The following is a 26,240-nucleotide window of genomic DNA, read 5'->3' on the forward strand; positions in this document are numbered from 1 at the left end:
GGGAGCCGGTTGCTGTGGCCGCGCTGTGCGGGAGGCGGCAACCGGCCATCTCCGGCGCGGGGCCGCGTTGTGGCGATACTTCATGCGGGTTCGATACGTCCCGTACCGTGCGGGCGTTCAGTACGGCTCGGCCGGCGTCCGCCCCGGGGGGCCTTCTTTGTGCGTCCGCGGGCGTTCGATTGTCTGCGGGTGCTTCGTCTGTCTGCGGGTGCCTCGTGTGTCTGCGGCGCCGTTGCCGAGGGCACCGCCCCCGGACCCCCGTCGGCCCTGAAGGGGCCTCGTCCTCAAACGCCGGACGGGCTGATCAATGCGGGCCGGAGTCGGCGGGTGCTGGACGGGCTGGGCGATCAGTCGGTCGGAGTTGGATGGTCGGCCGGTGCCGATGTCAGTGGTGCGTGTCGTTCAAGCACCGGCGCGAGTAACCACGCGCGCGTGCACCCCAACTACACACTCGCGCCCCCACTACGGCCACGCACGCATGCCCCGACAAACACCCATACGCGCCACCGCCACCGCTCACGCACGCGTGCACCACACCCCCGCGCCTACGCCGACGGCATCTGATCCAACCGTGACGCCATCTGATCAAGCCGCCGCAGGATCACACCCTCGCGCAGCGCCCAAGGACAGACCTCCAGCGTCTCCACACCGAACAGATCCATCGCGCCCTCCGCGACCATCGCGCCCGCCAGGAGCTGTTCGGCGCGGCCCTCGGAGACGCCGGGGAGGACGGCGCGCTGGGCGGTGGTCATGCCGGCGAGGCGGGGGACCCACGCCTCCAGGGACTCGCGCTTGAGCTCGCGCTGGACGTAGAGGCCGTCGGCGGAGCGGGCGGCGCCCGCCAGGCGGGCGAGCTGCTTGAAGGTCTTCGACGTGGCGACGACGTGGTCGGGGGCGCCGAAACGGCTGAACTCCCCCACCGTGCGGGCGATCTGGGCGCGCACATGGCGGCGCAGGGCCCTTATCGCGTCCGGTTCCGGCGGGTCGCCGGGGAGCCAGCCGGCGGTGAGGCGGCCCGCGCCGAGGGGCAGCGAGACGGCCGCGTCGGGCTCCTCGTCGATGCCGTACCCGATCTCCAGGGAGCCGCCGCCGATGTCGAGGACGAGCAGCTTGCCCGCTGACCAGCCGAACCAGCGGCGGACGGCGAGGAAGGTGAGCCGGGCCTCCTCGGCGCCGGTGAGGACCTGGAGTTCGACGCCGGTCTCGGTCTGCACGCGCGCGAGGACGTCGTCCGCGTTGCTGGCCTCGCGGACGGCGGAGGTGGCGAACGGGAGGAGTTCCTCGACGCCCTTGTCCTCGGCTGCCTGGAGCGCCTCCTGGACGACGCCGACGAGTTTGTCGATCCCGTCGGGGCCGATCGCCCCGTCCTCGTCGAGGAGTTGGGCAAGGCGGAGCTCCACCTTGTGCGAGTGCGCGGGCAGCGGGCGCGCGCCCGGGTGTGCGTCCACCACCAGCAGATGCACCGTGTTCGATCCCACGTCGAGGACACCGAGTCTCATATACGGAACGCTACTGCCACCTGCACCTATCTCAGTCCCCGGAGCGGTGTCTGGGGCCGCCTCGGGCGACTTACCCTGGACGCGTGCCAAAGACGAAAAAGGCGAAGACCGACAAGGCGGCCAAATCACCCGGCGATTCTTCGCCGGTGACGTCGGCCAAGCCCCCGAAGCCGTCGCAGATGTCGAAGAAGGCCCTGAAAGGCGACGAGAAGGGGCTCGACTTCGCGCGCGCGTGGGTGGAGTTCCCGGATCCGGCGGACGAGGAGCAGCTGTTCCGCTGCGATCTGACATGGCTGACCTCTCGCTGGAACTGCATCTTCGGAAGCGGCTGCCAGGGCATCCAGGCAGGCCGCGCGGACGACGGATGCTGCACCCTGGGCGCGCACTTCTCGGACAAGGACGACGAGAAACGGGTCGCCGGGCATGTGGCGAGGCTCACGCCCGACATCTGGCAGCACCACGACGAGGGCGTGGCGAACGGCTGGATCTCCAAGGACGAGGACGGCGACCGCCAGACCCGCCCCTACCAGGGCTCGTGCATCTTCCAGAACCGCCCCGGCTTCGCCGGCGGCGCGGGCTGCTCGCTGCACATCCTGGCCGTCAAGGAGGGCCGCGAGCCCCTGGAGACCAAGCCGGACGTCTGCTGGCAGCTGCCGGTGCGGCGGACGTACGAGTGGATCGACCGCCCGGACGACACGCGCGTACTCCAGGTGTCGATCGGCGAGTACGACCGCAGGGGCTGGGGTTCCGGCGGCCACGACCTGCACTGGTGGTGCACGTCGGCGACCTCGGCGCACGGCGCGGGCGACCCGGTCTATGTGTCCTACGGCCCGGAGCTGACCGAGCTGATGGGCAAGGCCGGCTACGACCGTCTGGTCGAGCTGTGCGAGCAGCGTCTGGCCTCGCAACTCCCGCTGCTGGCACCGCATCCCGCGGACCCGGTCGCCTGAGGGACCGCGACTAGGACGAACTCGGGTCGCCGTCGTCGGGCGGCGGCGTCGAGCCCCCCGGGTCGGCGGAGGACGAGTCCGTCGCGGTCGGGGTCGGGGTCGGGTCGGCGGACGAGGGCGGCGGGTCGCTCGGCGTGGGGTCGGTCGGTGCCGTGCTCGTGGGCGTCGGGTCCGGGCTCGACGAGGGCGGGTCGCCGGGGTCGGTGGGGTGCGTGGGGTTGCCGGGGTCGGTCGGGGCGGGCGCGGTGCCGTAGCCCTCGATCGACACGATGGCTCCGGCCGGTGAGACGGCCACGCGCGCGGTCCAGTGGCCGGAGGGCTCGCGCAGATGGTCGACGTACACCTTGATCGTCAACGATTCGCCCGGGGCGAGGGTTCCCGAGGACTGGCTGAGGTAGAGCCAGGGCGCGGCGGTGGTCGCGGACCAGCGGACCGGGGCCGAGCCGGACGCGGTGAGGGTGATGAGGGTGGTGTCGCTGCTGTTGGCGGCCGAGACGGCGAGGTGGCCGGCGCCCTTCTGGCCGGCGCCGGTGACGCTGATGACCTCTACGGAGACATCGTTCTTGCCGTTCTTGCCGGGCCGTGGGCTGGTACTGGCGTTCCCTGTGTTCTCGTAGCCGCCGCTCGCGACCTCGCCCTCCAGGCTGCCCGGTCCCTGCTGCTCGCTCGCAGTGACGGCCCGGCCCTCGGCACCCTCGCCCGTCGGCGTGCCCCGGTAAGCGGCCCACAGGGCGAGAACGGGTGCCGCGATGACGGTGGCGACGACGGTCGTCGTGACGGCACGCGCGCGTAGGCGGTCCCTTCGGGCGGCGCGGTCCTTCGGGTCCATCGGGAAACCGCGCCGGTCGAAGCGCGGTGCGGCGGCGCCACGCGCGCGTGGGAGGTGCGCCATCGCGACATGCAGGTCCGCGCGGGGTGCCTCCAGGACGGGCAGTTCGGCGGGCGTGACACTCGCGCCGGGCCAACTGCCGGGCACCGCGCGCTCGGCGGTACGACGGCAGTGCGGGCAGTCATCGACGTGCCGGACGAGTTCGCGACGCAGGGCGCTGCTGAGCACCAGTTGATGGTCACCGGTGAGTCGGGCGACGCTCGGGCAGCTCCCGGTCTCGACGACGGCGAGGGCGGCACGCGTGCGTTCCACCTCGCAGGCCGCGGCCGCCAGCAACTCCCGTGCGCCGGCGAGGTCCATGCCGAGTACGGCGGCGACCTCGTGGGCGGCGAGCCGGTGCCGCACGGCGAGTTCGAGCGCCTCGCGCTGCTCCGGGGTGGTCCCGGCGGCCTCCGGCCAGGCGAGCAGGGCGAGTTCACGCCGCCGCTGCTCGCGCACCTCCTCGGAGAGGGGCGGCTCCTCCACCTCGCCACGGCCCACCGCGTGCGTGCCCTGACGTTTCTGCTTGGCCTCGGCGAGCTTGCGCAGGCAGGCCCAGCGGGCCAGCGCGTACAGCCAGGCCCGACGGTCACCGGCCGTCTCCGGCACCCGCGCGCCCCTGCGTTCGGCCAGCGCCAGCACGTCCCCCAGGGCGGCGGTCGCCGCGTCGTGGTCGCACAGCACGGAGAGGCAGTAGGTGAACAGGCCGTCCAGATACGGCTCGTAGCGCGCGGGCGGGCGCTGCGCCAGCGTGCGCGCCGCAGCGCGGTCACGCGCCTCCCGATGCGCCCGGTGTGCGCCGGTGGTGCGGGTCGAGGTCTCCGGACTGCTGCTCATCACCCGTGCGACCGTAGGCGGCGGGCGATGCCCCCTTCCGCCCCCTTGAGTACATTTAATCCGTACGGGTGAAACGATCCCTCAAAAGGGGACAGGCGCCCTTACCCGCATGGCTCGTTCCTGACGGGTGGTGGCCGGATACCGAAGAGGCGCGACCCGACCGCCGACCGCGTTGTCAGTGGCGGCGGTTACGGTTCACGCATGGCTGCCCGTACGAAGACCACCAAGGACCGACCGTCCTACCGCTGCACCGAGTGCGGTTGGCAGACGGCCAAGTGGCTGGGCCGCTGCTCCGAGTGCCAGGCATGGGGCACGGTCGAGGAGTACGGCGCGCCCGCGGTCCGTACGACGACACCCGGCCGCGTCACCACATCAGCGGTGCCCATCGGCCAGGTCGACGCCCGTCAGGCCACCGCCCGCTCGACCGGCGTGCCCGAGCTGGACCGGGTGCTCGGCGGCGGTCTGGTCCCCGGAGCGGTCGTCCTCGTCGCGGGCGAGCCCGGAGTCGGCAAGTCGACCCTCCTCCTGGACGTGGCGGCCAAGGCGGCGAGCGAAGAGCACCGCACGCTCTATGTCACCGGCGAGGAGTCGGCGAGCCAGGTCCGGATGCGCGCCGACCGCATCAAGGCGATCGACGACCACCTCTACCTCGCCGCCGAGACCGATCTGGCCACGATCCTGGGCCACTTGGACGCGGTGAAGCCCTCCCTCCTGATCCTGGACTCCGTCCAGACGGTGGCCTCCCCGGAGATCGACGGTGCCCCCGGCGGCATGGCCCAGGTCCGCGAGGTGGCCGGCGCCCTGATCCGCGCCTCCAAGGAGCGCGGCATGTCCACCCTCCTCGTGGGCCACGTCACCAAGGACGGGGCGATCGCGGGCCCCCGCCTCCTGGAGCACCTGGTCGACGTGGTGCTCTCCTTCGAGGGCGACCGCCACGCCCGCCTGCGCCTCGTACGGGGCGTCAAGAACCGCTACGGCACGACGGACGAGGTCGGCTGCTTCGAGCTGCACGACGAGGGCATCACGGGCCTGGCCGACCCGAGCGGCCTGTTCCTGACCCGCCGCGCGGAGCCGGTCCCGGGCACCTGCCTGACCGTCACCCTGGAGGGCCGCCGCCCCTTGGTGGCCGAGGTCCAGGCCCTCACGGTCGACTCCCAGATCCCCTCCCCCCGCCGCACCACTTCCGGCCTGGAGACATCCCGGGTCTCGATGATGCTCGCGGTCCTGGAACAGCGCGGCAGGATCAGCGCCCTGGGCAAGCGGGACATCTACTCCGCGACGGTGGGCGGAGTGAAACTCTCCGAACCAGCGGCAGATCTGGCCATCGCGCTCGCCCTGGCCTCCGCCGCAAGCGACACCCCCCTCCCCAAGAACCTGGTGGCGATCGGCGAAGTAGGCCTCGCGGGCGAGGTCAGAAGGGTCACGGGCGTCCAGCGCAGACTCTCCGAAGCACACCGCCTAGGCTTCACCCACGCCCTCGTTCCGAGCGACCCGGGCAAGATCCCGGCAGGCATGAAGGTCATCGAAGTAGCCGACATAGGAGACGCTCTCCGGGTCCTTCCAAGGTCCCGTAAGCGAGAGGCCCCACGGGACGCCGAGGACCGCCGGTAGACTTTGCCCTGGTCTCGCCTGTCCGTACGAACCAGGTACGCGAAACGGGAGCACCGGAAAAACCTGCGACCGGAGGAGTGCAGTGGCAGCCAACGACCGGGCGTCAGCTCCCGGAAAGTCCGGCGGCGATGGCCTGATGCGCGCCTCACTGAGCGCCGCGGCCCCTGGCACGGCCCTGCGCGACGGCCTGGAGAGAATCCTCCGCGGCAACACGGGCGGCCTCATCGTGCTCGGTTCCGACAAGACCGTAGAAGCGATGTGCACAGGCGGTTTCATCCTGGACGTGGAGTTCACGGCCACGCGCCTACGAGAACTCTGCAAGCTGGACGGCGGCATCGTCGTCTCCTCGGACCTCTCCAAGATCCTTCGAGCGGGCGTCCAGCTGGTCCCCGACCCCAACATCCCCACCGAGGAGACGGGCACCCGTCACCGCACGGCGGACCGAGTGAGCAAACAGGTCTCCTTCCCGGTGGTCTCCGTCTCCCAGTCCATGCGCCTGATCGCCCTCTACGTGGACGGCCAACGCCGCGTACTGGAGGACTCGGCGGCGATCCTGTCCCGCGCCAACCAAGCCCTCGCCACCCTGGAGCGCTACAAACTCCGCCTGGACGAGGTGGCGGGAACGCTGTCGGCCCTGGAGATCGAGGACCTGGTGACGGTCCGAGACGTGTCAACCGTGGTCCAACGCCTGGAAATGGTCCGCCTGATCGCGACCGAGATCGCCGAATACGTCGTGGAGCTCGGCACGGACGGCCGCCTGCTCTCCCTCCAGCTGGAGGAGTTGATCGCGGGCGTGGAACCGGAACGCGAACTGGTCGTACGCGACTACGTCCCCGAGCCCACGGCCAAACGCTCCCGCACGGTGAACGAAGCCCTGGCCGAACTGGACGCCCTCTCTCACGCGGAGCTCCTCGAACTCCCCACCGTGGCCCGCGCGTTGGGCTACACCGGCTCCCCCGAGGCCCTCGACTCGGCGGTGTCCCCCCGAGGCTTCCGCCTCCTGGCCAAGGTCCCGCGCCTCCCCGGCGCGATCATCGACCGCCTGGTGGAGCACTTCGGAGGCCTTCAGAAACTCCTGGCGGCAAGCGTCGACGACCTCCAGACAGTGGACGGCGTAGGCGAGGCAAGGGCCCGCAGCGTCCGAGAGGGCCTCTCCCGCCTGGCGGAATCGTCAATCCTGGAACGCTACGTATAACCCAACCGCGTAGACCCGACTAGTCGCTGGCCAGTACGAACGAGGTCTGCGCCTTGGCGAACCCGGAGGCCTGCGCCTCCACCAGATAGGTCCCGGCCCCGGCCGAACCAGCGGCCGGAGTGGCACACTCGGGCGCGCTCGGCTTGCGGTCCCACTTCAGGGTGTACGTGACGTTGCTCCCGGCGGACACCCGGTAGTAGACACTCCCGGCGCTCTTCGGGCAGTCGGCCGAGGACCAGAAATCAGCGCTGCCCCCGGCCTCCGTAATGGTCAACACGGCACTCTTGGGCCCGAGATCGACCTTGCAGTCACTGCCGGAGGAGTTCTTGGCGGTGAGCACGAACGTCGGCGTCTGATCCGGCGAGTACGAGTTGTGCAGACTCCGCAGACTCAACTGCACAGCGCCGGCAGTGCAGTTGGGAAGCGTCGAGTCGGCAGGCACCGTAGTCCCCGTACTGCTACCGCCGTTGGACCCACCACCGGCCCCACTGCCACCACCGTCACTGCCACCGGACCCGGCACTCGACCCGGCACTCGACCCACCGGAGCCGGACCCGTCCCCACTACCGCTGCCGGAGCTTCCACCGCTTCCGCCGCCCGAGTCATCGCGCCCGCCCGGGTGTTGACTGATGGCGGGACCGGATCCCGACGGCCCGGCAGTGATCGTAGGAGCGGGAGTCTTTCCGTTCTTCGCCCCATCGGCACCGTTCTTGCCGCCCCCGCCACCGGAGTTGACGATCCAGGTGATCAGCAGCGCCAACAAGGCGACCACGGACACCATGAGGACCCTCCGTCGCCAATAGATGGAGGAGGGAAGCGGCCCGACCGGATTGCGCAGTGATCCCACGGCGCAAACTGTACGAGAGATCGGCGAGTTACCTCGCCCCACCCGCCGCCCCAGCCCCAACTTTTCCGGATCATCATTCCGGCAACCCCGCCTGGAATGGCCCGGGATGGACCACGCGCCCGCGGCCGCCGACGAACGGGGAGCGGGTCGTGGCGGTACGGCGCAGCCCCGACCCCCCACCGGCCGTGGCAGGATCGGAAACGCCATGACTGCGCCCACGAAACCCCCGCACACCACATCCGCCACCACGCCGGACGGAGGAGAGAACCGAGGCGCCCACCTCCACTCCCCCGTCATCGACTGGTTCGAGGACAACGCCCGCGACCTCCCCTGGCGCCACCCCGACGCCGGCCCCTGGGGCGTGATGGTCAGCGAGTTCATGCTCCAGCAGACCCCGGTCAACCGCGTCCTCCCGGTCTACGAACAGTGGCTCGCCCGCTGGCCCCGCCCCGCCGACCTCGCCCAGGACGCCCCCGGCGAAGCCGTCCGCGCCTGGGGCCGCCTCGGCTACCCCCGCCGCGCGCTGCGCCTGCACGGCGCCGCCACCGCCATAACGGAACGCCACGGCGGCGACGTCCCCACCGACCACGCCCAGCTCCTCGCACTCCCCGGCATCGGCGAGTACACGGCGGCCGCGGTCGCGTCCTTCGCCTACGGCCAGCGCCACGCCGTCCTGGACACGAACGTCCGCCGGGTCTTCGCGCGCGCGGTCACGGGCACCCAGTACCCCCCGAACGCCACGACCGCCGCCGAACGCAAGCTGGCCCGCGCCCTCCTCCCCCAGGACGACGACACAGCGGCCCGCTGGGCCGCCGCGTCCATGGAACTCGGCGCACTCGTCTGCACCGCGAAGAACGAGACGTGCCACCGCTGCCCCATCTCCGCCCAGTGCGCCTGGAACCTCGCCGGCAAGCCGGAACACGAGGGCCCGGCCCGCAAGGGCCAGACGTACGCGGGCACGGACCGCCAGGTCCGCGGCAAGCTCCTGGCCGTACTGCGCGAAGCGCACACCCCAGTCCCCCAGTCCGAACTCGACCGCGTGTGGCACGAGCCGGTGCAGCGAGCGAGGGCACTGGACGGCCTGGTGTCCGACGGCCTCGTCGAGCCCCTCCCGGACGGCATGTACCGACTCCCCACGACCCGAGCCTGAAACAACCGGACACAGCCCGTCACGACCTGACGCACGGTCACTTCACAGACAGAGCCCCCACCCCGACCCGCCCCACAGCCCACACCAAGCTCCTGCAACACTCCCGCACGCCCACCCCGCCAGGCAAAACATCCCATAACCGCCCCAACAACCCACCCCCCTTACCCCGGACCTACTTCCGTTACACAACCGACGGACAGCCGAGCGCTCTCCGCAGGCTGCTCCGCACAGTGCCGTGACAACCCCTCCGTAACTTCATTTGTGTACCGCAGACCGGCGGGACAGCAGCAGAGGACAACCGGCAGCAGGCGGGTCGGAAACGGGGATGGAGGCGGTTGATCATGGCGCAGGGCGAGGTGCTCGAATTCGAGGAGTACGTCCGCACCCGACAGGACGCGCTGCTGCGCAGCGCCCGCCGGCTGGTGCCGGACCCGGTCGACGCCCAGGACCTGCTCCAGACGGCGCTGGTACGGACGTACGGCCGCTGGGAGACCATCGAGGACAAGCGCCTCGCGGACGCTTACCTGCGCCGCGTCATGATCAACACCCGGACCGAGTGGTGGCGGGCCCGCAAGCTCGAAGAGGTTCCCACCGAGCAGCTGCCGGACGCGAGCGTCGACGACGCGACCGAGCAGCACGCGGACCGGGCGCTTCTTATGGACATCATGAAAGTTCTTGCTCCGAAGCAGCGCAGTGTGGTCGTCCTGCGACACTGGGAGCAGATGTCCACCGAAGAGACGGCCGCCGCCCTGGGCATGTCGGCCGGTACGGTCAAGAGCACGCTGCACCGGGCGCTCGCCCGGCTCCGGGAGGAGCTGGAGGCCCGCGACCTGGACGCACGCGCGCTGGAGCGTGAGGAGCGGGAGCGTTGCGCGGCCTGAGCGACGACACCCCTGGGCCCGGGCCGAGCAGCGTCCCCGGGCCCGGCAGGGTGCGCGGGAGCTTCGAGGCGGCGTTCGCGGCGCTGGCCGTGCTCGCCGCCCTCGCCCTTCTGGTGTCCGGTTGCGCCACCGGCGGCACGGGCGCCCGTGACGAGGGCCCGGCGCACTCCGACTCGGTGGCGGGCGTGGCGGAGGCCAAGTCCCCTTCGCCCTCCGCGACCGTCGACGACCACGTGGACGCGGTCAAGCTCGTCATGGACGACCCGAAGGTCTCGGCGGCGGTCAAGCACGAGCTGAAGCCGTGCGTGGCCGACGAGTACGCGGTCGACGTGTCGTACGGCGTGCTGACCGGCGGCACCGCGAACGACGTCGTCGTCAACGTGATGACCTGCGGCGATGCGGTGGGGATCGGCTCGTACGTGTATCGCGACAAGGGCGGGACGTACGAGAATGTGTTCAAGGCCGAGGAACCCCCGGTCTACGCGGAGATAGACCGCGGCGATCTGGTCGTCACCAAGCAGGTGTACGAGAAGGGCGACCCGGTGTCGAGTCCCTCCGGGGAGAACGTGATCACGTACCGCTGGACCTCGGGCCGTTTCGTCCAGGAGTACAGCACCCACAACGAGTACAGCAACGCGGTCGGGGGCGACGCGTCGCCCACTCCGAGCAAGAACTGAACGGATCGGAACGGACGTCATCGGAACCGACTCGACTCTTTCGGAACCGAACCGGTCGCAGGTGAACCGATCGGCCGCCCCGATCCGATGCTTCAGTGAACGCGGACGCCGTCCCAGGCGTCCCATGCTTGAGAACGACCCACACGAGGACTGAGAGCACCGGGATGGCAGACCAGACCCACGTCCTGTTCGTCGAGGACGACGACGTCATCCGCGAGGCCACCCAACTCGCCCTGGAGCGGGACGGCTTCGTGGTCACCGCCATGCCCGACGGGCTGTCGGGCCTGGAGGCGTTCCGGGCGGACCGCCCCGACATCGCGCTGCTGGACGTGATGGTCCCGGGCCTGGACGGGGTGAGCCTGTGCCGCCGTATCCGGGACGACTCGACGGTCCCGGTGATCATGCTGTCGGCGCGCGCGGACTCGATCGACGTGGTGCTGGGCCTGGAAGCAGGGGCCGACGACTACGTCACCAAACCCTTCGACGGCGCCGTCCTGGTAGCCCGCATCCGCGCGGTGCTCCGCCGCTTCGGACACGCGAGCGGCAGCGACCGTACGACGGACGCGGACGCGGCCCCGGTCGGCGGCGGGGTGCTGACCTTCGGGGATCTGGAGATCGACACCGAGGGCATGGAGGTGCGCCGGGCCGGGCAGCCGGTGGCGCTGACGCCGACCGAGATGCGGCTGCTGCTGGAGTTCTCGTCGGCGCCGGGCACGGTGCTGTCCCGCGACAAGCTGCTGGAGCGGGTGTGGGACTACGGCTGGGGTGGTGACACCCGGGTCGTGGACGTCCATGTGCAGCGGCTGCGGACGAAGATCGGCCAGGACCGGATCGAGACGGTCCGCGGCTTCGGCTACAAGTTGAAGGCCTGAGCAGGGGTATGCGGGGGAATTCACGGCGCAGGGTCCCGTCGTTCATGGACAGAGCGGGCATCCGTACCGGACTGAGATGGAAGCTCAGCGCGGCCATCGCGCTGGTCGGCACGCTGGTCGCGATCGCGCTCAGCCTGGTCGTGCACAACGCGGCGCGGGTCTCGATGCTGGACAACGCGCGCGACCTCGCGGACGAGCGCGTCCAGATCGCACAGCGCAACTACGAGCTGTCCGGGAGGCCGAACTTCCCCAGCATCAAGATCGACGACCCGCGTCTGCCGTCGGCGCTGCGTGTGAAGGTCGAGGAGGGCCGCCGGGCGACGTACGTCACCGACCGGCCGCACGGGGTGCCGGACATCTGGGCGGCCGTACCGCTCAAGGACGGTCACGTCATGTCCCTGCACACCGGGTTCACCGATCGCAGCACGGACATCCTCAAGGATCTCGACCAGGCCCTGGTGATCGGCTCGATCGCGGCCGTGCTCGGCGGCAGCGCGCTCGGTGTCCTGATCGGCGGCCAGCTCTCGCGCCGGCTGCGCAAGGCGGCGGCCGCGGCGAACCAGGTCGCCAAGGGCGAGACGGACGTACGGGTGCGGGACGCGATCGGCGGGGTCGTACGGGACGAGACCGACGACCTCGCGCGCGCGGTGGACGCGATGACGGACGCGCTGCAACAACGGCTGGAGGCCGAACGCCGAGTCACCGCGGACATCGCACACGAACTGCGCACCCCGGTGACAGGCTTGCTGACCGCGGCCGAACTCCTGCCCCCCGGCCGCCCGACGGAACTGGTCCTTGACCGGGCGAAGGCGATGCGCACGCTGGTCGAGGACGTGCTGGAGGTCGCCCGGCTCGACGGGGCGTCCGAGCGGGCCGAGTTGCAGGACCTCATGCTGGGCGACTTCGTGAGCCGCCGGGTGCTCGCGAAGGACCCGGACGCGGTGGTGCACGTCGTGCACGAGTCGGAGGTGACGACGGACCCGCGCCGCCTGGAACGCGTCCTGTTCAACCTCCTCGCCAACGCGGCCCGCCACGGCAAACCACCGATCGAGGTCTCGGTGGAGGGCCGGGTCATCCGGGTCCGCGACCACGGCCCCGGCTTCCCCGAGGAACTCCTCGCGGAGGGCCCGAGCCGTTTCCGCACCGGCAGCAAGGACCGCGCGGGCCACGGCCACGGCCTGGGCCTGACCATCGCCGCCGGCCAGGCCCGCATCCTCGGCGCCCGCCTGACCTTCCGCAACGTACGGCCGGCGGGCGCACCGGACCACATCCCGGCGGAGGGCGCGGTGGCGGTGCTGTGGCTGCCGGAGCATGCGCCTACGAGTACGGGGAGTTATCCGATGTTGCCGTAGCCTCCGGCGGCTGACCGGTGTGCTGGAGTGAGGGCGTGGGACCGTCGGGACGGGAGCGGATCGGGGACGAGAGCAGATCGAGGTTCCTCACGTACTCCCCACCATCACCTCCTCCCCCCGAGACGGCGCGGCCCCCTCCACCCGGCCCCCGAAATACCGCTCCGCAAGCTCCGCGGCGGGCACATGCCGTACCTCCCGGAACCCGCACTCCCGCCCCAGCTCCAGCATCTGTTCCGGGGTGAAGAAGCTCAGGAACGGTGTCTCGGCGGCCCGTGCTCCCCGCACCGCCACCTCCAACTGCGCGCGCTGCTCCGGCTCCACGTCGTCCACGGGTCGTAGGAACGTGGTGACCAGGGTGGAGCCCGGGGCGAGACCGGCGACCCGGCGGAACATGGTGGTGATCGCGTCCAGGGTGAGGTACATGGTCACGCCGGTCGCGGCCACGACGGCGGGCTGCCCGATGTCGAGACCGGCGGCGGCCAGTTGACCCCACCAGTCCCCCTCGAAGTCGACCGGCACGAACCGCAGCCAGTCCGGGACGTCGTACCCCAGTTCCGTCAGCCGGCGCCGCTTCCAGGCCTGCGTGCCGGGCTGCTCGACCTCGAACACCCGGAGTTTCGCGCCGAGTTCGGGCCGCCGCTGGGCGAAGGTGTCGAGACCGGCGCCGAGGATGACGTACTGCTCCACACCCCTCCCGGCCTGCTCCTCCACCACGTCCTCGACGAAGCGGGCCCGGGCCACGATCGACGCACGGATACGGCGTGTGGCCTCGACGTCCATGTCGGGACGCTCGCGCCAGTCGTCCCCGGGGTCCGCGAGCCGCAGCCCGACCTCGTCCTCGATGACGTGCGGCGGCGGATCGGCCTGGACGTGCAGGGCCCGCCACAGGGCGACCCGCACGGCGGTGTGGTCCGGCTCGACCTCAGCCACCGACTGCTCCCGGGTCATCCGAAGTCCTTCGAGAAGTCCAGTTCGGCGCTGCGCTCGGTCAGCGAGTACCAGTTGCCGCTGTCGTCGCGGAAGATCGCCTCGATGCCGTACGGCCGCTCGGTCGGCTCCTGGAGGAACTCGACCCCGCGCGCCTTGAAGGTCGCGTGATCACCGCGGCAGTCATCGGTGGTGAACGCCCCGGCACCCAGCACCCCCTTGCTGATCAGCTTCTTCAGCGCCTCGGCGGACTCGGGGTCGAGGCCCGGACCGTCCAGGCTCATCAGCGTGAGCGCGAGGCCGGGCTGGTTCTTGGCGCCCACGGTGACCCACCGCATGTCGCCCATCGAGATGTCGTCGCGGATCTCGAAGTCGAGTTTCTCGGTGAAGAAGGCCTTCGTGCGCTGCTGGTCGAAGGTCCATACGGTGGCGATGCCCAAGCCTTGGATCATGACTCCGCACTCCTGTCGGACGAGGTTGATGCCGAGGTCGATGTCGAGCCGGCTTCCTGCCCATCACCGTAGGCAGGGCGGACGTCGCGACGCTTCTTCAAAGTTGCGCTGGGGAAACCGCCGGCCCAGAGCATCGCGTAGCACCCGGGGATGAGCGCGGCCCCACGCCCCACATGCTTGGCTCGGTACTCACTGGGCGTCAGCCCGGTCCGCGCCTTGAACCGCGCCGAGAACGTACCGAGGCTGCTGAACCCGACCAGATTGCAGATCTCCGTCACCGAGAGATCGGCGCTACGGAGCATCTCCTCGGCCCGCTCGATCCGCCGATGCGTCAGATACTGCCCGGGCGTCTCGCCGTAGGCCTCCTTGAAGGCCCGGATGAAGTGGTACCGCGAATACCCGGCATGCGCGGCCACCGCTCCCAGGTCGAGCTCCGGCTCGGCCCAGTCACGATCCATGGCGTCCTTGGCAAGACGCAACTGCCGCATTTTGTCCATGCGACCGATGGTGGCACGCGGCACTGACATCGACACCGAGCCGCTGAATCCGGCGGCTCCGGGATCCGGCACCCCTCGACTCAGGCCGGCGCCATCCAACCTGTCCGGCACCCCTCAACTCAGGTCAGCGCCATCCAGCCCGTCCCGTATCCCTCAACTCAGGCCGACGCCATCCAGCCCGTCCGGCACCCCTCAACTCAGGCCGGCACTAATCAGCCCGTCCGGCGTTTGAGGACGAGGCCCCTTCAGGGCCGACGGGGGTCCGGGGGCGGAGCCCCCGGCAACGGCGCCGCAGACACACGAAGCACCCGCAGCCAACGCACGCACGCGTGCCCGCACAAAAAAGAAGGCCCCCCGGGGCGGACACCAACCGGGGGACCTCCAGCTCACTGTCGGCGAATCACACGGCCTCGACGATCGACGCCGGCGCCACCGCATCCTCGCCAGGCTTAGGCGCAGCCGGCCCCGCCCCCTTCAGCGGAACCTCCTTCACGAACACCGCGGCCACCAGCGCGACCACAGCCACCACCGACCCCAGCAGGAACGCGGAGTGGATACCGGCAGACACCGCGTGCTGATACGCCTCCCGAGCCACCGCCGGCAGCTTCGCCAGACTCGCCGCGTTGAGCGTCGCGGACTGCTCGGTCACCTTGGACCCCAGCGCACCCGCCCGCTCGGTCATGACGTCCTGCACCCGGTTGTTGAACAGCGCGCCCATGATGGCGACACCGAACGACGACCCGAGCGTCCGGGACAGGGTGCTGGTGGAGGACGCGACGCCCATGTCCTTCATCTGCACACTGTTCTGCGCGACCAGCATGGTGATCTGCATCAGGCAGCCCATGCCGAGCCCGACGACGGCCATGAACACACCGGACATGAACCGGGTCGTATCGGTGTCCATGGTCGACAGCAGATACAGCCCGACGACCATCAGCACGCTGCCGACGACCGGAAACACCTTGTATTTACCGGTGTTGGTGGTCACTCGCCCCGCGACCATCGAGGTCACGAGCATCGCGCCGAGCATCGGCAGAAGCAGCAGGCCGGAGTTCGTAGCGGACGCGCCCTGCACGGACTGCTGGTACAGCGGCAGGAACAGCGTCGCACCGAACATCACGAACCCGGTGATGAACCCGATGATCGCCATCAGCGTGAAGTTCCGGCTGCGGAAGATGTGCAGCGGTACGACCGGCTCGGCCGCCTTGGTCTGCCAGAACACGAACCCGACGAGCGCGGCCACACCGAGCCCGATCAGTTCCATGATCCGCGCGGACGTCCAGTCGTACTGCGAACCGCCCCACGTGGTGACGAGCACGATCGAGGTGATGCCCACGGTCAGCAGCCCGGCACCCAGGTAGTCGATCCGCGCCTGCGACCGCTTCTTCGGGAGGTGCAGCACCGCACTGATCGCGGCCAGCGCGATGACCCCGAGCGGGAGGTTGATGTAGAAGGACCAGCGCCAGCCCCAGTTGTCGGTGATGGTGCCGCCGACCAGCGGTCCGCCGATCATCGCGAGCGCCATGACGCCGGCCATCATGCCCTGGTACTTGCCCCGCTCACGCGGCGGGATGAGGTCGCCGATGATCGCCATGACGCCGACCATCAGACCACCGGCACCGAGCCCCTGAATGGCCCGGAAACCGATCAACTGCCCCATGTCCTGCGCCATACCGCTCAGCGCGGAACCGGCCAGGAAGATCACGATCGACGTCATGAAGGCGCCCTTGCGCCCGTACATGTCACCGAGCTTGCCCCACAGGGGCGTCGAGCTGGCCGTGGCGAGCGTGTACGCGGTCACGACCCACGACAGGTGCTCCAGCCCGCCCAGCTCACCGACGATCGTCGGCATGGCCGTACCCACGATCATGTTGTCGAGCATCGCGAGCATCATCGTGATCATCAGCGCGAGCAGGACGACCCGCACGCTCTTCGGCTGTTTGCCGTCCACCTCTGGCCCGGGCGCCCCTGGCCCGACCTCGACCGTCTGTGTGTCCGCCATCTTTCCCACTCCCCTTGACACCGCTACCGTCCGGCTACTTACTTGCCGCCCGGCTAGTTGACTACACTCAGGGAAAGTAGACCCGTAACTAGCCGGGCGTCAAGTAAGTTTGCTGGAGCATGAGACGAATGGGCGGCACCATGGACGGCACCAAGCGGCAGCGTCGCGGAGACACCCGCCAGCGCATCCAGGACGTGGCGCTCGAACTCTTCGCCGAGCAGGGCTACGAGAAGACCTCGCTGCGCGAGATCGCCGAGCACCTGGACGTCACGAAGGCGGCGCTCTACTACCACTTCAAGACCAAGGAAGAGATCCTCGTCGGCATCTTCGAGGATCTGACGAAGCCGATCGAAGACCTGATCGAGTGGGGCCGCGGCCAGCCCCACACCCTGGAGACCAAGCAGGAGATCGTACGGCGCTACGGCGACGCGCTCGACGGCGCGACCCCCCTGTTCCGCTTCATGCAGGAGAACCAGGCGACGGTACGGGACCTGCGCATCGGCGAGCGCTTCAAGGAGCGCATGCGCGGCCTCCGGGAGATCGTGATCGACCCCGAGGCGAGCCTGGTCGACCAGGTCCGTTCGCTCAGCGCGATCTTCACGCTGCACGCCGGGATGTTCGCCGTGCAGGACCTCGAAGGCGACCCCGAGGACAAGCGCAAGGCCGTCCTGGAGGTCGCCACCGACATGATCACGCAGGCCCACGCGGGCACGAAGCAGCCGTAAGGGGCGTAGATCCCCAGGCGCTCCTAGACGGAGACACCCTTGCCGCGCAGGAACGCGACCGGGTCTATCGCCGAGCCGTAGTTGGCGGTCGTACGGATCTCGAAGTGCAGGTGGGGACCGCTGGAGTTGCCGGTGCTGCCGGACCGGGCGATGTGCTGCCCGGTGCTGACGACCTGGCCGACCTTCACGTCGATGCGCGAGAGGTGGGCGTACTGGGAGTACGTGCCGTTGCCGTGCTTGATGACGATGGCGTTGCCGTACGCGGCACCGTCACCGGCGCCGTTGCCGCCGGCCTTGACGACGGTCCCGCCGTGCGCGGCGACGACGTTGGTACCGCTGGCCACGGCGAAGTCCTGCCCGCTGTGGGTGGACTGCCACATGCTGCCGGCCTGGGCGAAGCTCGCGGACAGCGTGTACTTCTTCACCGGGTCGACCCAGGAGGCGGCGACCTTCGCGCTGACGGCCTTGGGCGCGACGGCCGAGGAGGCAGCGCTCGCGACCCCGGTGCCCAGCACGGCGGTGGCCCCCAGTCCGACGGCCATGACGGCCATACGGGTACGGAGCGAAGACGTACGGGAAGAACGGGACGTGGCGCGCTGGAACATCGAAACCTCACGGGGGACGGGGACAGAAAAACCACCCGGCACACATACGGCCGCCGGATGGCACGTTCATTGGTAACCCCGGACCCCGCGGACCCCCAAACCCCTCTTCTACGACGGAACCTAGTACTTCACCACAAAACTTCAGACTTCTTGACAGAGCACCCAAGTATCCCGATTCAGCCCTCTGGAGGGCGAAATCGGTCATTCGGTTCCATGGATCCGAAGAAAAAAGTCCTTTTTGCACCGATTGAGGCGTACGACTACCTCCCCTAGTAGGGCCCGAATCGCCTGTGCGGCTTGTCACCGGCGGGGACGATCACCGACCGCTGAATTGTGGCGCAGACCTCTATACACCTACCGTTCAGTAACCTTACGGTTCCCCTCACGCCACCCTCGCCCGCGACCATGCCTTCTGCACCGACCGGCAGCGCACAGACGTGAGAGGAACCCCCACCCCCATGACGAGACGACGTCCCTGGGCCCGCCGTACCGCCACAGTCACCGTGACCGCGGCCGCCCTCGCGACACTGACGGTCCCCGCGGAGGCCGCGACGACGACAAGCACCGCCACGGTGGACTACGCCACCTGGCAGGCCGACTGCCAGACGGTGATGAACCAGGCCCTGCCCTACCTGAAGCAGCGCATCGCGGCCACGAAGCCGGGCGAGAAGCAGGCGATCGTCTTCGACATCGACAACACCACCCTGGAGACGGACTTCGGCTTCAGCTGGCCGCAGCCGGCCAACAAGCCGGTCCTCGCGGTCGCCCAGTACGCCCAGGAACACGGCGTCTCCCTGTTCTTCGTCACGGCCCGCCCCGGCATCATCTACCTGCCGACCGAGTACAACCTCGAACACGACGGCTACGACGTCGACGGCCTCTACGTACGCGGCCTCTTCGACCTCTTCAAGGACGTCGCCGACTACAAGACGGCCCAGCGCACCGCGATCGAGAACAAGGGCTACACGATCATCGCGAACATCGGCAACAGCGCCACCGACCTGTCGGGCGGCCACGCCGAGAAGACCTTCAAACTCCCGGACTACGACGGCCAGTTGTCGTAAACCGTTAGGCTCCGTCCGTTCGCGCGACGACGGGGGTGGGCGGCGGATGGAGCCCGCGGTACTCGGTGGGAAGCTGGCCTCAGGCCTGATCACACCGCTGCTGAAGAAGCTGTTCGTGCCCGACGCCCCCGGCGCGGGCCTGGTCGACAGACCGATCCGCCTCTCCTCCCTCGTCTCCTTCAAGGGCGAGAAGCGCACCCTGACGGAGAAGGACGTCCACAAGCTCGCCGCCCACCTGGTCGCGCGGGCGGTGGACTCCCCCGGCGAGGCCCCCTTCCCACCCGACGAACAGACCGCCGTGGCCGACGCGTTGGCCCGCCGCCTGCTCGCCCTGGGCGACCTGGACATGGACGACGTCCAGGCCGTACGACTCGGACACCGGGAACTGGCACGGCAGTTGGAGTACGGCGCCCCCGCCCCCGCCGGACTCTCCACCGACGCCCGCTGCTTCCTCGGCAACGCCACCGAGTGGGCCTGCCTCCAGATCCTGGAGTTCTTCACCCGCCGCTCCACGTTCGTAGCCCGCACCCTCGTCGAACAGACCCGCACCCAGGCCGAACTGATCGCCCGCATCGACGAGTTGATAGCACGCAGCCCCCGCCCCGGTTCCCAGGACCGCACCTTCGAACGCCGCTACCTTCCGTACGTCGCCGAGCGCCACAACCACATCACCATCTACGGCATCGACCTCCGCGACTCCCCGGACCGCTGGCCCCTGGAGGTGGCGTACCTGAGCCTGGAGGCAACGGCGACGGCGGAACACGCCCTGTCCGAGGGACACCCCGGCGGCTACGACCTCCAACTCCCCGCCGAGGAAGCCCTGTCGACCCACGACCGCGTCCTGCTGCGCGGCGACGCGGGTTCCGGCAAGACGACGCTGGTGCAGTGGCTGGCGGTGACGGCGGCGCGGGACGGCGACCGCATCCCGTACGTCCTCCCCCTGCGCACCCTCATCCGGGCCGGCCAACTCCCGTCCCCCGCAGCCTTCCTGTCCTCCACCGGCTGCCCCCACACCCCACCCGAGGGCTGGACGGAACGCGTCCTGACCGCCGGCCGCGCCCTGATCCTGATCGACGGCCTGGACGAGATCCCGTCGGCCGACCGCCATCGCACCCGCGACTGGCTCCTGTCCTTGATCGGCGCCTTCCCGGGCAACCGCTGGCTCCTCACCTCCCGCCCCACCGCCGTACGCCCCGACTGGCTGGCCTCCGAGGGCTTCCGCGAACTGACCCTGACCCCGATGCGCCGCCCCGAGGTGAAGACCTTCGTCGAGCGCTGGCACACGGCGGCCCAGGCCCCGGAGTACGAGGGCCCACTCCTGGATTCCCTGCGCACGAAACGGGACTTGGCACGGCTCGCCACGAACCCCCTTATGTGCGGCCTGATCTGCGCCCTGCACCGCGAACGCCGGGGCTACCTCCCCACGGGCCGCAAGGAGTTGTACGACGCGGCCCTGACGATGCTGCTGGCTCGGCGGGACCGGGAGCGGGGCATGGGCGAGGTGGACGAAGTGGAGATGAGCGAGGAGATACAGCTGGAGCTGCTGCAACGGCTGGCGTACGCACTGGTGTTGAGCGGCCGGACGGAGATGGACACCGAGGCCGCCGAGGGGATTGTGGAGCGGTGCCTGCCCTCGGTCTCGGCAACCGGAGACGCCGCGACCGTACTGCGGTCCCTGCTGCTGCGCAGCGGTCTGCTCCGCCAACCCGCAGCCGGGATCGTGGACTTCGTCCACCGCACCTTCCAGGACTATCTGGGCGCCCGGTACGCCGTGGAGGAAGGCCACCTCGACGTCCTAGCCGGCCACGCGGACGACGCCCAATGGGAGGACGTGATCCGCATGGCGGTGGCCCACGCCCGCCCGCGCGAACGGGTCGTACTCCTACGGCAGTTGCTCGCCCGGGAGCAGCCCCGACTCACACTGCTTGCGCTGGCTTGCCTGGAGCATGCGCCGACGTTGGATCCGGAGGTGCGGGCGGCGGCCGAGGGTCGTGCGGCGGCCTTGATTCCACCGCGTTCGGCGGAGGACGCACGCATGCTGGCAAAAGCCGGGCCGCTGGTCCTGGAGCTGTTGCCGGGTCCGGAGGAGTTCACGGACGAGGAGGCCAGGAATGTAACAGTCACCGCCTCTCTCCTGGGTGTTGAGGAGCCTGACGGTGCCCTGGCCGTACTGCGACGCTTCCGCGACCATCCGTCCCTCGACGTACGGCGTCAGCTCGCGGGCACATGGGACAGATTCGACACCACGGAGTACGCGGTCGAAGTGCTCGACCATGCACCTCGGGACAATCTCTTCCTACGCTGCGCATCGGCCGAACAACTGGACGCACTGCGGCTGATGCAGCCTTGGCACGGCCTGGCGGTCGCAGGTTCGCACAGCCTGGCCAAGATCGTTGATACCGTCCGCAATCCGGAGGCGGTCAACGTCCTGGGGCTTGAGCGCAACCATTCCTTGTCCACCCTGGACGAATTGGCGGCATTCCGAAACCTGAGCAAGTTGTGGCTGCAGGATTGCCACAGCATCGACGATTTCGGCGCCTTGCACGAACTCCCCCTCATCGACCTGGAGTTCAACGACGTCACCCACCCCTTGGGCCTCCACAGCCTGCGGAGGCTCACTCGGCTTGCCCTGGACCAGTGGCTCCCCGACGGTCGCCTCCCCGACCACCTTCCAACGAGCGCACCCTTGGACTACCTGTACCTGGGCCATGACACTCTGACCTCCATCGGCATGCGCGGCCTGGACCAGTGGTCGGCCCTCACCACGCTCGACCTCGACGGACCGGGTCCCCTGAGTGCGAGCGACTGGCAGGAAGTGAAGCGCCTGCCCGCTCTACGGACCCTCATCCTGAACGGAAGCTTCGCCGGCTACTCCATGGATGCCATACCGGAACTGCCCTCCGTCGAATCCCTCCGGTTTTGCCCCCAGGGCAACGAACGGGACGAGCTTCGCATCCTCACCGCGCGCTTGCCGGGCCTGCGTACGGTGACCCTCAACATGCGCTTCAGTAGTTTCCCCCTCGACGCTTACGCCGAGATTTTCCCCACCGCCGAAGTCACCCAAGACCGCCTCCTCTGACCCTGAACAGGCGAAAGGGGCCGGTGCCCCAAAAGGCACCGGCCCCTTCCCCAGCCGTAAAACCCAAACCGCTGAGCCTTACGCCTCCTTGCTCAAATTCGGACCCGCGCCACCAGCGGCGGCGTCCTCGATCGGCGGCACATCGGGAAGCGCCGACTTCTCCTCACCCCGGAAGGTGAAGGTCTTCGCGTCGCCCTCGCCCTCGACATCCACGACCACGATGTGACCGGGACGCAGCTCGCCGAAGAGGATCTTCTCCGAGAGCGTGTCCTCGATCTCGCGCTGGATCGTGCGCCGCAGCGGACGCGCGCCCAGCACCGGGTCGTAACCCTTCTTGGAGAGGAGCTCCTTCGCGGCCGAGGAGAGCTCGATGCCCATGTCCCGGTCCTTGAGGCGCTCGTCCACCTTGCCGACCATGAGGTCGACGATCTTGAGGATGTCCTCCTGGGTGAGCTGCGGGAAGACGACGACGTCGTCGACACGGTTGAGGAACTCGGGGCGGAAGTGCTGCTTGAGCTCGTCCGAGACCTTGTTCTTCATGCGCTCGTAGTTGGACTTCGTGTCGCCCGTGGCCGCGAAGCCCAGGTTGAAGCCCTTCGAGATGTCACGGGTTCCAAGGTTGGTCGTCATGATGATGACCGTGTTCTTGAAGTCCACGACCCGGCCCTGGGAGTCGGTCAGGCGACCGTCCTCCAGGATCTGGAGAAGGCTGTTGAAGATGTCCGGGTGGGCCTTCTCGACCTCGTCGAAGAGGACGACCGAGAACGGCTTGCGACGGACCTTCTCCGTGAGCTGGCCGCCCTCTTCGTAGCCCACGTATCCGGGGGGCGAACCGAAGAGCCGCGACACCGTGTGCTTCTCGCTGAACTCCGACATGTCGAGGGAGATCAGCGCGTCCTCGTCACCGAAGAGGAACTCGGCGAGGGCCTTGGACAGCTCGGTCTTACCGACACCGGACGGGCCGGCGAAGATGAACGAACCACCGGGACGCTTCGGGTCCTTGAGGCCCGCACGCGTACGACGGATCGCCTTAGAGAGCGCCTTGACGGCGTCCTTCTGGCCGATGACCCGCTTGTGGAGCTCGTCCTCCATGCGGAGGAGCCGGGAGGACTCCTCTTCCGTGAGCTTGAAGACCGGGATGCCGGTCGCGGTCGCGAGGACCTCGGCGATCAGCTCGCCGTCGACCTCGGCGACGACGTCCATGTCGCCGGCCTTCCACTCCTTCTCCCGCTTGGCCTTGGCGGCCAGGAGCTGCTTCTCCTTGTCGCGGAGGGAGGCGGCCTTCTCGAAGTCCTGCGAGTCGATCGCGGACTCCTTGTCGCGGCGGACGCCGGCGATCTTCTCGTCGAACTCGCGCAGGTCCGGCGGCGCGGTCATCCGGCGGATGCGCATCCGGGAACCGGCCTCGTCGATCAGGTCGATCGCCTTGTCCGGCAGGAAGCGGTCCGAGATGTACCGGTCGGCCAGCGTGGCGGCCTGCACCAGCGCCTCGTCCGTGATGGAGACACGGTGGTGCGCCTCGTAGCGGTCGCGCAGACCCTTGAGGATCTCGATGGTGTGCGGCAGGGACGGCTCCGCGACCTGGATGGGCTGGAAGCGGCGCTCAAGGGCCGCGTCCTTCTCCAGGTGCTTGCGGTACTCGTCCAGCGTCGTCGCACCGATGGTCTGGAGCTCACCGCGGGCCAGCATCGGCTTCAGGATCGAAGCGGCGTCGATGGCGCCCTCGGCGGCACCCGCACCGACCAGCGTGTGCAGCTCGTCGATGAACAGGATGATGTCGCCGCGGGTGCGGATCTCCTTGAGGACCTTCTTCAGGCGCTCCTCGAAGTCACCGCGGTAGCGGGAGCCGGCGACCAGCGCGCCGAGGTCCAGGGTGTAGAGGTGCTTGTCCTTGAGGGTCTCGGGCACCTCGCCCTTGACGATGGCCTGGGCGAGGCCCTCGACGACGGCGGTCTTGCCGACGCCGGGCTCACCGATCAGGACCGGGTTGTTCTTGGTGCGGCGGGACAGCACCTGCATGACCCGCTCGATCTCCTTCTCGCGCCCGATGACCGGGTCGAGCTTGGACTCACGAGCTGCCTGGGTGAGGTTCCGGCCGAACTGGTCGAGGACCAGGGACGTCGAGGGGGTGCCCTCCGCAGGGCCGCCGGCGGTGGCGGTCTCCTTGCCCTGGTAACCGGAGAGCAGCTGGATCACCTGCTGCCGCACACGGTTGAGATCAGCGCCCAGCTTGACCAGGACCTGGGCGGCGACGCCCTCGCCCTCGCGGATCAGGCCGAGCAGGATGTGCTCCGTGCCGATGTAGTTGTGGCCCAGCTGAAGGGCCTCGCGGAGCGAGAGCTCCAGGACCTTCTTGGCTCGGGGAGTGAAGGGGATGTGACCGGACGGCGCCTGCTGGCCCTGTCCGATGATCTCCTCCACCTGCTGGCGGACCGCCTCAAGCGAAATGCCGAGGCTCTCCAGGGCCTTTGCGGCGACACCCTCACCCTCGTGGATCAGGCCCAGGAGGATGTGCTCGGTGCCGATGTAGTTGTGGTTGAGCATCCGGGCTTCTTCCTGAGCCAGGACGACAACCCGCCGCGCGCGGTCGGTGAACCTCTCGAACATCGTTAATCGCTCCTCAGAGCGGTCAGGCAGTAAGGGGACGCTCCCCTCCCTGTCCTTCCGCAGCTTAGTCCCGCAAGCGGGGACCGCTCATTCCAACTGCCGACACCGGACCGAGAACCAACACTGCCTCCTGAACCCGAACGCCGACATCTGCTCCAACCTGATGGTGCGAGACGATGTTCCCGCAGGCCAGGCAGTTACCCTCACCATGAGTACGCCGATGGCGAACGTGAGACGCCCTTTTCTGCGTGTCGCCCCCTCCCACTAGGGATTGTCTTACCCGTACGGACTGACACTCCATGCCGTTCGCACCGGTTCCCTCCGCTACGGGCGAACAACCTTGCGCCGCGCCGCACCCCCGAACGCCCCTGTTTCCCGTACCCAGCGCACTCGTTGGACCACCCAGCGTAACTCTCGGCCCGCTTCGGCGGTTGCTCTTGGCATGGTTCGCACAGTCCCCCCGCTCAGCACGGTCCCGCTCCCCCGCCGCCCGCTCGATCCGGACGACCGACAGCGGAACTGGTACGAGAACGAACTGGGGTGGCGCACGGTGCCCGGAGAGCCGCTACGGCTCGTCACGGGCCTGCGTTTCGACGTCCTGGACGTGCCGGTCGAGGCCGGCGCCGCGGCGCTGTGGCGGCTGGGCCCGGACTCTCCGGTGGCCGTACGGGGCGACCGGATGCGGCTGCTGGTGGCCGCGGGCAGCGCGGAGGAACTTCCGGGGCTGCTGGACTGGCTGGAGTGGGGGGCGCTGGCGCCGACGCTGGATCTGGTGGCGCTGGGCGCGGACGGGCACATGGAGGCGCCGTCGTTCCCCGGGGAGAGGCCCGCAGGGGCAGCGCTGCCGGGCTCGGGGATCGCGAAGGCGCAACCGCTCTCCGCGGGCAGTCCGCGTCCCTTGCAGGGGGCCGCCGTGTGGCTGCGACCCCCCGAGCCGGGGTGCGAGGTCGAGGCCTCGCTGCCGACAATGCCGGCCGTGGGGGGCGTCGGTCATGCCCCTGATCTCGTACGACTTGTGGACACGGTGGCCACACAGTGCCACCGGGTACGGCTGCGGCGCTCGTGCGCTCAGCCGTTGGCCTTCTCGTAGGCCTCGCGAATGGCCGCCGGAACACGGCCGCGGTCGTTCACGTCGTGGCCGTTCTCCTTGGCCCACGCGCGAATCTGCGCGGTGTCCTGGCTGCCACCGGTTGCGGCGCGTGCCTTTCCACGACCGCCCGAAGCACGGCCACCGGTACGACGCCCGCCCTTCACGTAAGCGTCGAGAAGTCCACGGAGCTTGTCCGCATTCGCGGTGGTGAGATCGATCTCGTACGTCTTGCCGTCCAGCGCGAACGTCACCGTCTCGTCCGCCTCGCCGCCGTCGAGGTCATCGACAAGAAGGACCTGAACCTTCTGTGCCACCGGATTTCCTTTCATCGATTACTTGCGGGTCTGGGGTCTACGGCGTCCGCCGTTTCGCCGTCCCCTGTTATATGCAGTACTGCAGTACGTCGGAAAGCAAACCGCTTTTGCTGGAAAAACACAAACCCCTGGGAGAGAC

22 protein-coding genes are annotated in these 26,240 nt (G+C 69.2%); 12 read left to right on the plus strand and 10 right to left on the minus strand.

What is annotated here, in order from left to right; all coding sequences use genetic code 11:
• Positions 1 to 545: 545 nt before the first annotated feature.
• Positions 546 to 1,499: a Ppx/GppA phosphatase family protein gene (locus OG194_RS20095; protein WP_327402207.1), complete on the minus strand. Its 954-nt coding sequence runs from the start codon at positions 1,497 to 1,499 to the stop codon at positions 546 to 548.
• A gap of 83 nt (positions 1,500 to 1,582) precedes the next feature.
• Between OG194_RS20095 and OG194_RS20100 the strand changes: the two genes are divergently transcribed.
• Positions 1,583 to 2,449, plus strand: a complete 867-nt coding sequence (locus OG194_RS20100; protein ID WP_327402208.1) for a hypothetical protein — start codon at positions 1,583 to 1,585, stop codon at positions 2,447 to 2,449.
• A gap of 10 nt (positions 2,450 to 2,459) precedes the next feature.
• On the opposite strand, the gene OG194_RS20105 is transcribed toward OG194_RS20100, so the two are convergent.
• The gene (locus OG194_RS20105) at positions 2,460 to 4,157 is read right to left on the minus strand and encodes a BACON domain-containing protein (protein ID WP_327402209.1); all 1,698 of its coding nucleotides are present in this window, start codon (positions 4,155 to 4,157) and stop codon (positions 2,460 to 2,462) included.
• 198 nt (positions 4,158 to 4,355) lie between these two features.
• On the opposite strand from OG194_RS20105, the gene radA reads away from it, so the two are divergent.
• On the plus strand, positions 4,356 to 5,765 hold the full coding sequence (gene radA, locus OG194_RS20110; RefSeq protein ID WP_327402210.1) for a DNA repair protein RadA: 1,410 nt from the start codon (positions 4,356 to 4,358) through the stop codon (positions 5,763 to 5,765).
• 136 nt (positions 5,766 to 5,901) lie between these two features.
• Positions 5,902 to 6,960 (plus strand): DNA integrity scanning diadenylate cyclase DisA, encoded by a 1,059-nt coding sequence (gene disA, locus OG194_RS20115; protein ID WP_327407138.1) that lies wholly within the window; start codon positions 5,902 to 5,904, stop codon positions 6,958 to 6,960.
• A gap of 19 nt (positions 6,961 to 6,979) precedes the next feature.
• Here the strand turns inward: disA and OG194_RS20120 are convergent, their stop codons facing one another.
• Positions 6,980 to 7,807: a hypothetical protein gene (locus OG194_RS20120; protein ID WP_327402211.1), complete on the minus strand. Its 828-nt coding sequence runs from the start codon at positions 7,805 to 7,807 to the stop codon at positions 6,980 to 6,982.
• Between the two features lie 205 nt (positions 7,808 to 8,012).
• Between OG194_RS20120 and OG194_RS20125 the strand changes: the two genes are divergently transcribed.
• The 5 genes from OG194_RS20125 to cseC all read left to right on the plus strand — a co-directional run bounded on the left by OG194_RS20125 (position 8,013) and on the right by cseC (position 12,739).
• Positions 8,013 to 8,957 carry an A/G-specific adenine glycosylase gene (locus tag OG194_RS20125; RefSeq protein WP_327402212.1) on the plus strand — a complete coding sequence of 315 codons (945 nt, stop codon included), beginning with the start codon at positions 8,013 to 8,015 and terminating at the stop codon, positions 8,955 to 8,957.
• Between the two features lie 341 nt (positions 8,958 to 9,298).
• Positions 9,299 to 9,838 carry a SigE family RNA polymerase sigma factor gene (locus OG194_RS20130; RefSeq protein ID WP_019064956.1) on the plus strand — a complete coding sequence of 180 codons (540 nt, stop codon included), beginning with the start codon at positions 9,299 to 9,301 and terminating at the stop codon, positions 9,836 to 9,838.
• Positions 9,826 to 10,515 carry a hypothetical protein gene (locus OG194_RS20135; RefSeq protein WP_442811599.1) on the plus strand — a complete coding sequence of 230 codons (690 nt, stop codon included), beginning with the start codon at positions 9,826 to 9,828 and terminating at the stop codon, positions 10,513 to 10,515. The genes OG194_RS20130 and OG194_RS20135 overlap by 13 nt, the downstream gene beginning before the upstream one ends.
• 164 nt (positions 10,516 to 10,679) lie before the next feature.
• Entirely contained in the window at positions 10,680 to 11,387 is a 708-nt protein-coding gene (gene cseB, locus OG194_RS20140) for a two-component system response regulator CseB (protein ID WP_327402213.1), read from the plus strand.
• Between the two features lie 8 nt (positions 11,388 to 11,395).
• Entirely contained in the window at positions 11,396 to 12,739 is a 1,344-nt protein-coding gene (cseC, locus tag OG194_RS20145; protein WP_327402214.1) for a two-component system sensor histidine kinase CseC, read from the plus strand.
• Between the two features lie 87 nt (positions 12,740 to 12,826).
• Here the strand turns inward: cseC and OG194_RS20150 are convergent, their stop codons facing one another.
• The 4 genes from OG194_RS20150 to OG194_RS20165 form a co-directional block, all read right to left on the minus strand.
• Positions 12,827 to 13,687, minus strand: coding sequence for a class I SAM-dependent methyltransferase (locus OG194_RS20150; RefSeq protein WP_327402215.1), 861 nt, complete (start codon positions 13,685 to 13,687; stop codon positions 12,827 to 12,829).
• Positions 13,684 to 14,118 (minus strand): VOC family protein, encoded by a 435-nt coding sequence (locus OG194_RS20155; protein ID WP_327402216.1) that lies wholly within the window; start codon positions 14,116 to 14,118, stop codon positions 13,684 to 13,686. The genes OG194_RS20150 and OG194_RS20155 overlap by 4 nt, the downstream gene beginning before the upstream one ends.
• Positions 14,115 to 14,606, minus strand: coding sequence for a helix-turn-helix transcriptional regulator (locus OG194_RS20160; RefSeq protein WP_327407140.1), 492 nt, complete (start codon positions 14,604 to 14,606; stop codon positions 14,115 to 14,117). The genes OG194_RS20155 and OG194_RS20160 overlap by 4 nt, the downstream gene beginning before the upstream one ends.
• A gap of 409 nt (positions 14,607 to 15,015) precedes the next feature.
• Positions 15,016 to 16,617, minus strand: a complete 1,602-nt coding sequence (locus OG194_RS20165; RefSeq protein WP_327402217.1) for an MDR family MFS transporter — start codon at positions 16,615 to 16,617, stop codon at positions 15,016 to 15,018.
• Positions 16,618 to 16,745: 128 nt separating this feature from the next.
• On the opposite strand from OG194_RS20165, the gene OG194_RS20170 reads away from it, so the two are divergent.
• Positions 16,746 to 17,342 (plus strand): TetR/AcrR family transcriptional regulator, encoded by a 597-nt coding sequence (locus tag OG194_RS20170; protein WP_327407141.1) that lies wholly within the window; start codon positions 16,746 to 16,748, stop codon positions 17,340 to 17,342.
• A gap of 23 nt (positions 17,343 to 17,365) precedes the next feature.
• On the opposite strand, the gene OG194_RS20175 is transcribed toward OG194_RS20170, so the two are convergent.
• On the minus strand, positions 17,366 to 17,947 hold the full coding sequence (locus OG194_RS20175) for a M23 family metallopeptidase (protein WP_327402218.1): 582 nt from the start codon (positions 17,945 to 17,947) through the stop codon (positions 17,366 to 17,368).
• A gap of 458 nt (positions 17,948 to 18,405) precedes the next feature.
• Here OG194_RS20175 and OG194_RS20180 point away from each other — a divergent pair, with 458 nt between their 5' ends.
• Together OG194_RS20180 and OG194_RS20185 are read left to right on the plus strand one after the other, a co-directional pair.
• Positions 18,406 to 19,011, plus strand: a complete 606-nt coding sequence (locus OG194_RS20180; RefSeq protein ID WP_327402219.1) for an HAD family acid phosphatase — start codon at positions 18,406 to 18,408, stop codon at positions 19,009 to 19,011.
• Positions 19,012 to 19,057: 46 nt separating this feature from the next.
• Positions 19,058 to 22,090, plus strand: a complete 3,033-nt coding sequence (locus tag OG194_RS20185) for an NACHT domain-containing protein (protein WP_327402220.1) — start codon at positions 19,058 to 19,060, stop codon at positions 22,088 to 22,090.
• A gap of 78 nt (positions 22,091 to 22,168) precedes the next feature.
• On the opposite strand, the gene OG194_RS20190 is transcribed toward OG194_RS20185, so the two are convergent.
• Positions 22,169 to 24,697, minus strand: coding sequence for an ATP-dependent Clp protease ATP-binding subunit (locus OG194_RS20190; protein ID WP_019064247.1), 2,529 nt, complete (start codon positions 24,695 to 24,697; stop codon positions 22,169 to 22,171).
• 442 nt (positions 24,698 to 25,139) lie between these two features.
• On the opposite strand from OG194_RS20190, the gene OG194_RS20195 reads away from it, so the two are divergent.
• Entirely contained in the window at positions 25,140 to 25,787 is a 648-nt protein-coding gene (locus OG194_RS20195; RefSeq protein WP_327402221.1) for an SCO3374 family protein, read from the plus strand.
• Here OG194_RS20195 and OG194_RS20200 read toward each other — a convergent pair.
• Positions 25,766 to 26,101 (minus strand): histone-like nucleoid-structuring protein Lsr2, encoded by a 336-nt coding sequence (locus OG194_RS20200; protein WP_033286117.1) that lies wholly within the window; start codon positions 26,099 to 26,101, stop codon positions 25,766 to 25,768. The two genes, OG194_RS20195 and OG194_RS20200, sit on opposite strands and share 22 nt — an antisense overlap.
• Positions 26,102 to 26,240: the final 139 nt, after the last annotated feature.

The sequence above is a fragment of the Streptomyces sp. NBC_01288 genome, from assembly GCF_035982055.1.
Classification (GTDB): Bacteria; Actinomycetota; Actinomycetes; order Streptomycetales; family Streptomycetaceae; genus Streptomyces.

Bases quoted from the DNA above. Each gene is read 5' to 3' on its own strand.
- OG194_RS20095 (WP_327402207.1), bottom strand. From the start codon at position 1,499: ATGAGACTCGGTGTCCTCGACGTGGGATCGAACACGGTGCATCTGCTG.
- radA (WP_327402210.1), top strand. From the start codon at position 4,356: ATGGCTGCCCGTACGAAGACCACCAAGGACCGACCGTCCTACCGCTGC.
- disA (WP_327407138.1), top strand. From the start codon at position 5,902: ATGCGCGCCTCACTGAGCGCCGCGGCCCCTGGCACGGCCCTGCGCGAC.
- OG194_RS20125 (WP_327402212.1), top strand. From the start codon at position 8,013: ATGACTGCGCCCACGAAACCCCCGCACACCACATCCGCCACCACGCCG.
- OG194_RS20130 (WP_019064956.1), top strand. From the start codon at position 9,299: ATGGCGCAGGGCGAGGTGCTCGAATTCGAGGAGTACGTCCGCACCCGA.
- cseB (WP_327402213.1), top strand. From the start codon at position 10,680: ATGGCAGACCAGACCCACGTCCTGTTCGTCGAGGACGACGACGTCATC.
- cseC (WP_327402214.1), top strand. From the start codon at position 11,396: ATGCGGGGGAATTCACGGCGCAGGGTCCCGTCGTTCATGGACAGAGCG.
- OG194_RS20150 (WP_327402215.1), bottom strand. From the start codon at position 13,687: ATGACCCGGGAGCAGTCGGTGGCTGAGGTCGAGCCGGACCACACCGCC.
- OG194_RS20155 (WP_327402216.1), bottom strand. From the start codon at position 14,118: ATGATCCAAGGCTTGGGCATCGCCACCGTATGGACCTTCGACCAGCAG.
- OG194_RS20160 (WP_327407140.1), bottom strand. From the start codon at position 14,606: ATGCGGCAGTTGCGTCTTGCCAAGGACGCCATGGATCGTGACTGGGCC.
- OG194_RS20165 (WP_327402217.1), bottom strand. From the start codon at position 16,617: ATGGCGGACACACAGACGGTCGAGGTCGGGCCAGGGGCGCCCGGGCCA.
- OG194_RS20170 (WP_327407141.1), top strand. From the start codon at position 16,746: ATGGGCGGCACCATGGACGGCACCAAGCGGCAGCGTCGCGGAGACACC.
- OG194_RS20175 (WP_327402218.1), bottom strand. From the start codon at position 17,947: ATGTTCCAGCGCGCCACGTCCCGTTCTTCCCGTACGTCTTCGCTCCGT.
- OG194_RS20180 (WP_327402219.1), top strand. From the start codon at position 18,406: ATGACGAGACGACGTCCCTGGGCCCGCCGTACCGCCACAGTCACCGTG.
- OG194_RS20185 (WP_327402220.1), top strand. From the start codon at position 19,058: ATGGAGCCCGCGGTACTCGGTGGGAAGCTGGCCTCAGGCCTGATCACA.
- OG194_RS20190 (WP_019064247.1), bottom strand. From the start codon at position 24,697: ATGTTCGAGAGGTTCACCGACCGCGCGCGGCGGGTTGTCGTCCTGGCT.
- OG194_RS20195 (WP_327402221.1), top strand. From the start codon at position 25,140: ATGGTTCGCACAGTCCCCCCGCTCAGCACGGTCCCGCTCCCCCGCCGC.